The sequence below is a fragment of the Dapis hubbardiae BLCC-M172 genome (assembly GCF_050016015.1).
GTDB lineage: Bacteria > Cyanobacteriota > Cyanobacteriia > Cyanobacteriales > Microcoleaceae > Trichodesmium.
In genome coordinates this window covers 13,853-24,722 of record NZ_JBNHEQ010000067.1, presented here as the reverse complement: position 1 = coordinate 24,722, position 10,870 = coordinate 13,853, and the positions used below count along the sequence as shown (strand labels likewise).

Sequence of the window (10,870 nt, the reverse complement as noted above, 5' to 3'; positions counted from 1 at the left end):
AAGGCGTGAATGATCTAATTATTTAATTGTTTAATTATTAATTATTTCGGTAAACTGTAATTCGCATTGGACGAATACAAGGGTTTCCTCCAGGCTTATCTGGTTCAATCGTAAGAATGTCACGATAGCTCATAATCAAATTTATCTATGCCCTAAAATTGGATCAACAATTAGTTTCGCGCATCACTTATTAATTACGCTTTTACTAATTTTCCCCAATCGCCATTATCCTCTTGGACAAAATCCTGAATACACCTTCTATAACTACTATAGAATTTATTTTATCCTTCTATTCAGCACTTGATTTCGTCAGGAATATCTAGTAGTTTTGAGGTGATAAATTATTTTTCATATTTTTTTAATACCCCTAGGGCAAATAAGGAGTTACACTTAATAGGTGTTTACAAAGCACTTTCAGACCATCAGGGTGCATTATATAATCCCAGGCCAGAAAGAAAATTTCTGGTATATCTGGGATGCCAATATACCAATAGAAGAGTTTAGTTACGAAGAAACAGGTGGCTATTTTGGTCAGTTTGCCTATAGTTTGGATGAATTTGTTCCTAATTATAGGTCTGTATTATTAGTAACTAAACTTGAACAATCTACTAATACTAATTTAACTTCTTTTCCAGGGTGTTATTGAGGAACAAACTTGACAATTAAATGAAAAAAATATTAGGAGTAGCAAGTAAAAACAAAGGAAAATAAAAAAATCTATTCCCTGGTTAATACCTGGAAAGTTAGAGAAATTTAAAGTCTAAATATTTCACAAAAAATTACAAGAAATTATCAGATAACTGTTTATTTTCTTGTATACTTCCATCTTCAAGATAAACTACTCTATCAGCAGAACTTACTATTCTAGGATCGTGAGTTACCATTAGCACAGTACAGCCACCTTCTTTAGCTAGCCGACGTAGTAACTCAATAACTGTATGGCCACTATGAGAATCTAAAGCTGCTGTTGGTTCATCCGCCATAACTATCCTAGGGTTTCCAGACAAGGCACGAGCGATCGCTACTCTCTGTTTTTGGCCACCAGATAAATCCCGTGGATGTAGTTTGGCTTGAGGAGCTAACCCTACTTGTTCCAAAAGCACCTGAGCTTCATGTTTTGCTGCCTTACCTTTGATACCCTTCATATTCAGAGCTACTTCTATATTTTCCGCTGCTGTTAATGCAGGGAACAAGTTAAATCCCTGAAAGATAAAGCCGATATTCTGAAGTCTAAACTTGGCCAGTTGATGTCTAGACATTTTGGTAATTTCTTGTCCCAAGAGACACACTCTGCCAGATGTTGGTGTTAACAATCCTGCTAAGATTGACAGCAAGGTAGTTTTACCAGAACCGGACGGCCCCATCAATAGTTGGACATCACCTTTTTGTACTGTCAAGTCAATATTCTTGAGTACCTGGTAAGATTGTTGTCCGTTTTGATAGGCCATTGTCACCCCACAAGACGTGATTGCTGCTGTTCTTAAGCTAGCAACATCTCTAGGATTAGAAAGAGATAGGTTTTTAGTTTGAGTGGCAGCAGCCATGTACATATTGAAAGTAGTCATAGGTGCGACTTTTGGTGAGCTAGAGTGTTTTGGGGACATGAGCAATATACCTCTGATAGATAGTTCGCGCTATGCGAAGTTTCTATAGTTTGCCTGAGTTTCCCAGGTTTTTGAGTTTAACCTAAATTGAATCTCTCTCAAAAAATTGAATTTAATGTCAGGGATTCATTTAAGTTTAATGGCCTTTGAACTGAATAGAAACTGAGGTAATTTACTTACATTGTATTTTAGCTTACTAAGTTTTAAGGTAATCAAGAACACTTAGAACTTAGATTAATTTTGACTAACCTTTATCTGAGAGTTTACTAAGAAAGGACTTAAGAGTAGTTGAGAGTTATCCTGAACTTACCCAATATATTTTGCTTCATTTTTCCCATTTGAAATTTCAAATTTTGACGATTTAACTTCAAAAAACGTGAAGAAAATATAATTTTTTTTCTGTAGTCATAATCATCAGCAAAAATTTTAATTAGATAATTGACAATGAAAATTTTCCTATGAATTATACTACTACTTAACAGGATTAATTTGATGAAGTCGTTGTCAAAGCTATAAATGACTAGACTCCAGTATTTCAATTTATTTGGGTGTCAGAGTGAGACTCAGGAGAGCTACCTACAATATTTTTTAGGTATTTTCCTGGTTACTTGATAAATACTTTCTTTCTTGGGAGGAGAAATAAGTAATTATCAGTGTATCTATCTAAGATAACATACTAACAAACTTATAGTTAACAATAAATTATAGTATAAAAAATAGCAGATATTAATCTCTGCTAGTGCTTAAATTATTGGCAATGTTTTTCTAAAAAAAAGAATAAGTTCATAAGCAAGATTAATTACACTTCCTATTGACTCTCTGTTCCCTCTCTCAACTAGGAAATTCCTAAAAGCACAACCACTTAATATTTATTGAAAATCGTCAAACTTATGGAAAAGGTAAATGAGAGAACTTGAAATTTACTTTCTGCTAAACTGTTGTAATTAGTCGATAATATCCAAATATCTCAATATTTTTATCATGGCGACATTTTTATTAGAAATTGGTACAGAAGAATTACCTGCAACTTTTGTCTCTGAAGCCATACAACAGTGGCAAGAACTTATCCCCACAACCCTCACAGAAGCATACTTGACAAATGATGCAGTTAAGGTATATGGCACACCTAGACGTTTAGCAGTGGTTATTGAGGGTTTAGCACTTAAACAACCAGACCGAGAAGAAGAAATTAAAGGACCTCCGGCAAAGGCAGCTTTTAAAGATGGTAAACCTACTAAAGCAGCAGAAGGTTTTGCTAAAAAACAAGGAGTAGAACTTAAGGACTTAGAAATACGCCCTACGGAAAAAGGGGATTTTGTTTTCGTGAATAAAAAAATTCAAGGTAAACAAACAACAGAAATTCTGAGTGAATTAATACCAGAATGGATTGATAAATTAGAAGGTAAAAGATTTATGCGTTGGGCAGATGGAGATATTAAATTTCCCCGCCCTATTAGATGGTTAGTAGCATTATTAGATGATGAAATATTGCCGATAAATTTAGAGAATGGTTCGGAGAAAATTACAAGCGATCGCCTCTCTTATGGTCATAGAGTTTTACATCCTCAACTAATAGAAATTTCTCAAGCTAAAGATTATGTGGAAGAGTTGAGAAAAGCCTACATTGAAGTAGATGATCGACAACGAAAAAATCAAATTGAACAACAAATACAAGCAGCAGCAAAAAAAGTTAATGGAAAAGCAGAAATTCCCGCAGAATTATTAGCAGAAGTCACAAATTTGGTGGAATTGCCAACAGCAGTAGTTGGAAAATTTGATGAAGAATTTTTAATTTTACCTGCGGAAGTAACAAAAACAGTAATGGTGAAACATCAGCGTTACTTCCCTGTTTTAAAATCAACAAAAAGTTCCCAGTCAGAAACTGACTTATTACCATATTTTATTACCATTTCTAATGGCGACCCCGAAAAATCAGAGATTATTGCTACAGGAAACGAAAGAGTAATTAAAGCGAGATTAGCAGACGGACAATTTTTCTATAAAGCAGATTTAGCAAAACCATTAGAAAATTATTTGCCTGAATTAGAGGCAGTTACATTCCAAGCAAAATTAGGCTCAATGGGAGAAAAAGTAAAACGCATTGTTAATATAGCTAAGTTAATTGCTGAACAGTTAGAAGTTAGTAAAGAAGAATCCAAAAATATAGAAAGAGCAGCTCTTCTTTGTAAAGCTGACTTAGTAACTCAAATGGTTTATGAATTTCCAGAACTACAAGGAGTAATGGGAGAAAAATATGCCCGTGCTGGTGGAGAAACTGAAGCAGTAGCAACTGCAATTTTTGAACATTATTTACCTAGAGGTGCAGGAGATATTTTACCGGAAACTATTAGCGGTCAAATTGTAAGTTTGGCAGATAAACTTGATACTTTGGTAAGTATTTTTGGATTAGGAATGTTACCAAAAGGTTCTGGCGACCCCTTTGCTTTACGTCGGGCAGCAAATGCAGTGGTTAATATTACTTGGTCAGCTAATTTGCCATTAAATTTACATCAGTTATTAGAACAGACTGCTGCGAATTTTATCAAAATTTATTCTGAAGCAAATTCAGAATTATTAGCACAGTTATATGATTTTTTCTTGCAACGAATTAGAACTATTTTGCAAGAGGAAAAAAATATTGATTATGATTTGGTAAATGCGGTTTTGGGAGATAATGATTCTGAATATCAGGAAAGGGGATTAAAAGATTTATTAGATGTGCGTAATAGGGCAGTTTTCTTACAAAATATTCGGCAAAATGGTATGCTTGAGAAAATCTATGAAACTGTCAACCGTTCAACTCGTTTAGCTGCTCAAGGTGAGTTGGATAAAATTCAACTTGCACCTGTAGAAGTTGTAGATTCAAAACTGTTTAAAAGTGAATCGGAATTAGCTTTTTATGATGCTTTAGTTGAGTTAGTTCCTCAAACAGAAATATCTCAAAAAACCAGAAATTATCAACAGTTAGTAGATGCTTTGGCAAAAATAGCTCCCACAGTAAGTAACTTCTTTGATGGACCTGAAAGTGTATTGGTAATGGACCCCGATCCGAAAATCAAACAAAATCGCTTGAATTTATTGGGTATACTCCGCAATAATGCTAGGGTATTGGCAGACTTTGGCGAAATAGTTAAAAGTTAAGTTATAGCAGTTAAATAATTAATAATTACCTCTTCTGTAATAGAGAGATTGACTCAAAGAAATTTTTTTTCTTCTCTTGGTCGATTGGATATGGCGTTAACGGAGTGGCTCTGAAAGAGCGGGGAACCCGCTCCTACGGACCCGCTTCGCTAACGCCATCTCATCCTGACGGACTGCTCCGCAAACGACCGCTTTTTTCTCCATGAATGGAGAGGCTTTATACGTTAATTTTTCGGTAATAGGAAACAGTAGGACAAACATTTCCTTGTCTAAGATTGATAGTCAGTCTATAGTCTTAAACCAACTATTTCTTTGTTAAGTATTGGAGGTTAGAGAAAAATACAAAAATAGAAATGTAGTTGTGGTAGTTGTGACGCTAAAGTATGAAGAGATTATTAGCAAAATGAATATAAAAAAGGTGATAGGTAACAGCTTAACTAGAAGATGGTAAGAACAGGTAATACCAGTTTCAAAAAATACTGCTAAATTAACTTTTTTTATAGTTAGGGAAGACCTGGATTTTGCCATATCAGGAAAATTAAATTAAAGAGCAAGGGTTTTCCCTATTTCCTACTATATACGGACGTTGTATACAACTACTACTACCTCTTTTTACTGTAATAATATTTTTTTAATTTCGTATTTGATAAATGAAAAGTCCTATAAATGCAGTTAATATTCCTTGAGAAGGGAGAGACTTTAAACCGATTTTTTTTGGTAAATATTTTTTAATCAGATATTATTTTAGGAAAAAACACCATAAAAATAGGTATTTTATTTATGGCTTGCTGATTAAATCTCAAAGCATTGATAGATAATATTTTTAACCTTTTTAGGTTGGGAAAAAGTACCTATTTTTCAGATATTTATGCACGGTTCCCGAAAAATCAAAAAGTTAGGATTTTGGGCGCATAGTTGAGGCAAAAAATTACTCCCCTACTCCCCTACTCCCCTACACCCCCGCTCCCCTACTCCTTAAAAAAGACTTTTTCAGCAAACCTTATTTACTTCAGTTATTTAATAAGCATCAACTATAACACTACCTTTTATAGAAACTGTATAAATCCTAAATCTTATGGAAGTATCCTAGCTCAATCTACTGTAAAATTAAAATAATTAGATTGGGAATTCGTTCTTCACTCAAAATTTACTATGTCAAAAGCTCATATTATTGGTTTAGGAAAATCAGGTGTTGCTGCTGCGCGACTGCTGAAAAAAAATGGTTGGGAAGTTGAATTGAGCGATCGCAATATTTCTGACTCCCTCCAGCAACAGGAACAACAACTAACTCAAGAGGGTATTACCGTTAAGTTGGGTTATTCATTTGAACCGGAAAAGTCTTTAGATTTAGTTGTTGTTAGTCCTGGTGTGCCTTGGGATATACCCCCACTGCTCCGTGCTAGAGAAAGTGGTATTGAAACTATTGGCGAAATGGAATTGGCATGGCGATATCTCCAGTCTCCCCGGTGGGTGGGTATCACTGGCACGAACGGTAAAACTACTACTACTGCTTTAGTTGCTGCAATTTTTCAGACTGCGGGGTTGTCTGCTCCGGCCTGTGGTAATATTGGTTATGCTGCTTGCGAATTAGCTTTATCAGAAACTCCCCCAGATTGGGTAATTGCAGAAGTTAGCAGTTATCAAGTTGAGTCTTCCAATACTCTCAAGCCAGAGATTGCTGTATGGACTACTTTTACTCCTGACCATCTCAGTCGGCACTACAATTTAGATAATTATTTTAATATTAAAGCCAGTTTATTAAATCGCTCTCAAATACAAATTATCAATGGTGATGACCCCTACTTGCATGAAAATGCAACTAACCTTTGGCATAATACCTACTGGACAAGCGTTAAAGGTAAAGCTAATTTGCTGGGAGATGCTGCGAAGGGAATTTATATTGAAGATGGATGGGTAGTTGCTTTCGGAGAACAAATAGTTTCTGTAGAGTCACTACAAATCTTAGGAACTCATAATCAGCAGAATTTATTGATGGCAGTAGCAGTGGCGAAATTGGCAGGAATAGAAAAAGAGGCGATCGCTGAGGCGGTGAAAAATTTTTCTGGCGTACCCCACCGTTTGGAATATATTTGTAGTTGGAATGGGGTGGATTTTATTAATGATAGTAAAGCTACAAATTATGATGCTGCAGCAATTGGTTTAAGAGCTGTACCGGCACCTGTATTATTAATTGCTGGTGGTGAAGCTAAAGAAGGTAATGATCATGATTGGTTGCGACAAATTAAGGAAAAAGTTGTTTTTGTTTTGTTAATTGGTGATGCTGCTGAGTTTTTAGCTAAGAGATTACAAAAGATTAATTTTCGTCATTATGAAATAGTGAAAAATATGGAACGCGCGGTAATTAGAGGTGCAGCATTATCGAAAAAATATGATGCTAAAGTTGTGTTATTATCTCCCGCTTGTGCAAGTTTTGACCAGTATCAAAATTTTGAAGAAAGAGGAGATAATTTTCGGCAATTATCTTTGGCATTGAATCAGAAAAAAAGGTAGATTTAGGTGTTAGGTAGTAGGTGTTAATTCTGAGGTTTTAGCTATTAGAGATAATATAGAAATAAACACAAAAAAAGGTGAATTATAATTATGTCTGGTTTAACAGTTAAAGATTTAGAAAAGTTGCAGATAGATTATCCAGATTATCAGATGGAATTAGTAGGTGGAGAAATTATTGTGATGAGTCCTTCGGGTCTAGAATCAGGTGAAATAGGATCAGCAATAGTAGCTTATTTATGGAATTGGGTAAGACCAAGAAAGTTAGGTAGAGTTATTGCTTCTAGTGGAGGTTTTCGCTTACCAAATGCAGATGAAGATATTCGGACTCCAGATGTTTCTTTTATTCGTGCAGAAAAATTACTCCGTCCTACAGAAGATTATGTTAAGTTAGTTCCTGACCTAATTTTTGAAGTTAAATCTAAGAGCGATAAATTACCAAAATTACGTCAAAAAATACAAGAATTTATAGAGTTAGGAACTGTTGTTGGGGTGTTAGTAGATCCTCGCAGTCGGACAATGGAAGTTTATCGTTATCAGCAAGAAAAAATAGTCCTGAAAGATGGGGATATGTTAGAAGTAGAAGAAATCTTACCAGGATGGAAATTACCTGTAGTTGAAGTATGGGCGCCAGAGTTTGGGTAGGAATTTATATGAGGTACACTGGAAAAATTAAACAACAGATTATATAAAAAATTTAATGGAAGGAAAACAACTATCTTTATTTCCTAATTTTGAGTATCAAAGTGATAAAAATTATCATAAAAAAGCTAAACTAGGTCGCTATGAGAAAATTCAATATGAATTAAACAATAACGACAACGATCCGTATAAAAAATTCATTGAAATTGAAGAAAAACCATTATGTAAATCTGATTATAAATTTGTCGATTTATTTTGTGGTGCTGGAGGAATGACACAAGGTTTAGTTCAAGCAGGATTCGATCCAGTAGTGAGTGTTGAAGAAAACTCTATAGCATCAGCAACCCATAGAAAAAATTTTCCTCAATGTCATCATTTTTGTGGAGATATTAAACAATTTGACTCTACAGAATGGCTCAAAAAAATTTGCTCTCCAGAAATACATTTAGTAGTAGGGGGTCCTCCATGTCAGGGTTTTTCAGTAGCAGGAAAAAGAAATCCAGATGACCCAAGAAATAATTTATTTCGAGAGTTTGTGAGAGTAGTTTCTGAAATCCGTCCTTGGTATATTGTTATGGAAAATGTTCCAGGAATTATTACTATGAAAAAAGGTGCTGTTAAAGACGAAATTTGTCAAGCATTTGTCGATATTGGTTATTCTAATATATCTATAGCAATTTTAGAATCTGCTGCATACGGGGTGCCACAAATTCGTCCTAGAACTTTTTTTATTGCCAATAAATTTGGTAAGATTAATCCTTATCCAAAACCTCAACTATTACCACACCAATATAAACCAATTGAATCAGCAATTTCTGACCTTCCAGAATTAACTCCTATTCCAGAAATTAATCATCAGTGGACTCGACATTCACAAGAATATATGGAAAGACTTGCTCAGGTACCTCCTGGTGGTTCTTTATATAAAACTTATGCTGATGCTTTTAAGCGACAATATTTGGGTAAACCAAGTATGACTATCAAAGAAAATCATGGTGGTACTCATATTCATCCTTATCTTAACCGAGTAATTTCAGCAAGAGAAATGGCAAGATTACAAAGTTTTCCTGACTCTTTTATTTTTGAGGGTTCTATGAAAAAAGCGATGTGGCAAATTGGTAATGCTGTACCTCCCCGTTTAGCAGAATGTATAGGTTATGGATTGATTCCTTTTTTAAATAAAATTGCTGATGAAAGGAAGAAGGAAGAATTCAAGAATTAAGAATTAAGAATTAAGAATTAAGAATTAAGAATTAAGAATTACCTCTCCTTGAAAAGAAGAGGATTGACAAACAGGAAAATTTTTATTTATTATCCCCTATCCAAGGGGAGGCTTTGAAGCAGAATATTTCGGTAATTGATAATTTATAGGTGATAATTGATTTTATTTTTGATTTTTGGAGATGTCTAATAGTTAATTATCCTGCTTAAACTCAGTTAGTTTTTGATTAAGAGTATCTCGCCAAATATCAAAATTATACCAACCACATCCGATACATCCAGTCTCAGCATCTTTTCCAATTTTAGGTATATTATGAGGCCAATTTTCATTACCTTGATACCAGAATTTAATGCCTAATGGTGTACCCCTTTTACCAGTTTTAATACAAAATTCACAGCTTCTTGATTTTAAAAGATTATGATTACCTGCACTATCTTTTTTGAGCAATTTAAATTTTTGTTTAATCTCAGTTTCACTCATATTTAAGTTATGAGTTTCTTCAACATTTCCCCATCTTTCCATGGGAAAACGATGGTCAATAATAATTTCATGTCGCGGTCGTTGTCTTTGTTCAATCACATCTATATAGGAATAGACAGATAATATTTTTTCGACTAATTCTAAGGGAATATTAGTAGGAGCATTTGCTGCTTTAATTTTTCCTGTCCAACAATCCCATGTTGTTTGTTTTTGACAAGTATTGCAGAACTTTCTTTCTGTCTTAATTTCTAAACCAGGGCGACTTTTTGTACCTCTTTGTAATCCTTGAATACCACCTCCACCTGCATATTGTTCTGATGCTAGGTTTTTACCTTCACAACTACGACAATGCCATTCTTTATCTGATAAAAGATTAAATACTTTTAATTGAGTTGAGTTTTTTCTAAATGTAGATTTTAAGTTTTCTACTAAGTTTTGATTATTCACTCTATATTATTAGCTTCTGCCTCTAAATTATCAAGAAGTTCAGATACACTAATACCCATTCCTGCAGCTAAACTAACAAGAGCAGTTAGAGAAGGATTTCTCACACCACGTTCTAGTCCAGATATATAGGTACGATCTAAGTTAGCTCGAAATCCAAGTTCTTCTTGGGAAATTCCTAATTTCATCCGACGTTGTTTAATCAAACGACCAAGGGCAATCAGAATATTACTTTTCGACTTATCCATAACCCTATATTTTCAGACTTTGTGGATTATCAGTCTACGGACGATGTGTCACATCAAAAATCTGTTAAAATGTAAAAAATTTGATTAAGATTAGTAGGAAAATCAACAAATGACTCAAGCAATTACTCAAGAACCAACTATTTTAGAAAGTCTGAAAAAATCAACTCCTAAACAACAGCAGGAGGTGTTATATTTTCTGGAATTTTTGCCGAGTAAAAACCAAAAAGTAGAAACTTTCCCACCTGAATAAAAAACAATATCTGCTTAGGAAGTAGCTAAACAATGGGTGGGTTGTGTTGATAGTGGTATTGGAGATTTATCTGATAATAACAAAGTATCTTGATCGACCTTAAGTTAAATGAAATCAAACGTAATTTTAGATACCAGTCCGTTAGTTGCATTAGAGGATTTGTAGATGCTCAATCTACGGACGATGTGTCAGATTAAAAATATGTATAAGATGGAAATAAATTTATTAAACTTCGTAGGGAAACTAACAAATGACTCAAGCAATTACTCAAGAACCAACTATTTTAGAAAGTCTGAAAAAATCAACTCCTAAACAACAGCAGGAGGTGTTA

At 34.3% G+C, this 10,870-nt stretch carries 9 protein-coding genes; 6 read left to right on the top strand and 3 right to left on the bottom strand.

All coding sequences use genetic code 11. From position 1 onward, the window contains the following. Positions 1–427: 427 nt before the first annotated feature. Positions 428–646, top strand: coding sequence for a hypothetical protein (locus tag ACP6PK_RS06860; protein WP_426558901.1), 219 nt, complete (start codon positions 428–430; stop codon positions 644–646). Between the two features lie 133 nt (positions 647–779). Here ACP6PK_RS06860 and ACP6PK_RS06855 read toward each other — a convergent pair whose 3' ends face one another. After that, the gene (locus ACP6PK_RS06855) at positions 780–1,565 is read right to left on the bottom strand and encodes an ABC transporter ATP-binding protein (protein ID WP_371357350.1); all 786 of its coding nucleotides are present in this window, start codon (positions 1,563–1,565) and stop codon (positions 780–782) included. Positions 1,566–2,585: 1,020 nt separating this feature from the next. On the opposite strand from ACP6PK_RS06855, the gene glyS reads away from it, so the two are divergent. From glyS to ACP6PK_RS06835, 4 genes are all read left to right on the top strand, one after another. Next, positions 2,586–4,745, top strand: coding sequence for a glycine--tRNA ligase subunit beta (gene glyS, locus ACP6PK_RS06850; protein ID WP_426558899.1), 2,160 nt, complete (start codon positions 2,586–2,588; stop codon positions 4,743–4,745). 1,152 nt (positions 4,746–5,897) lie between these two features. Beyond that, entirely contained in the window at positions 5,898–7,256 is a 1,359-nt protein-coding gene (gene murD, locus ACP6PK_RS06845; protein WP_426558897.1) for a UDP-N-acetylmuramoyl-L-alanine--D-glutamate ligase, read from the top strand. A gap of 90 nt (positions 7,257–7,346) precedes the next feature. Then, entirely contained in the window at positions 7,347–7,898 is a 552-nt protein-coding gene (locus tag ACP6PK_RS06840) for a Uma2 family endonuclease (RefSeq protein WP_426558895.1), read from the top strand. A gap of 55 nt (positions 7,899–7,953) precedes the next feature. Continuing rightward, complete coding sequence (locus ACP6PK_RS06835; RefSeq protein ID WP_426558893.1) at positions 7,954–9,117, top strand: DNA cytosine methyltransferase; 1,164 nt, start codon at positions 7,954–7,956, stop codon at positions 9,115–9,117. 192 nt (positions 9,118–9,309) lie between these two features. On the opposite strand, the gene ACP6PK_RS06830 is transcribed toward ACP6PK_RS06835, so the two are convergent. Beyond that, the gene (locus tag ACP6PK_RS06830) at positions 9,310–10,044 is read right to left on the bottom strand and encodes a restriction endonuclease (RefSeq protein WP_426558891.1); all 735 of its coding nucleotides are present in this window, start codon (positions 10,042–10,044) and stop codon (positions 9,310–9,312) included. Then, the gene (locus tag ACP6PK_RS06825; protein WP_094673309.1) at positions 10,041–10,289 is read right to left on the bottom strand and encodes a helix-turn-helix domain-containing protein; all 249 of its coding nucleotides are present in this window, start codon (positions 10,287–10,289) and stop codon (positions 10,041–10,043) included. The genes ACP6PK_RS06830 and ACP6PK_RS06825 overlap by 4 nt, the downstream gene beginning before the upstream one ends. A 109-nt stretch (positions 10,290–10,398) precedes the next feature. On the opposite strand from ACP6PK_RS06825, the gene ACP6PK_RS06820 reads away from it, so the two are divergent. Further along, complete coding sequence (locus ACP6PK_RS06820; protein WP_426558889.1) at positions 10,399–10,539, top strand: hypothetical protein; 141 nt, start codon at positions 10,399–10,401, stop codon at positions 10,537–10,539. Positions 10,540–10,870 lie beyond the last annotated feature (331 nt).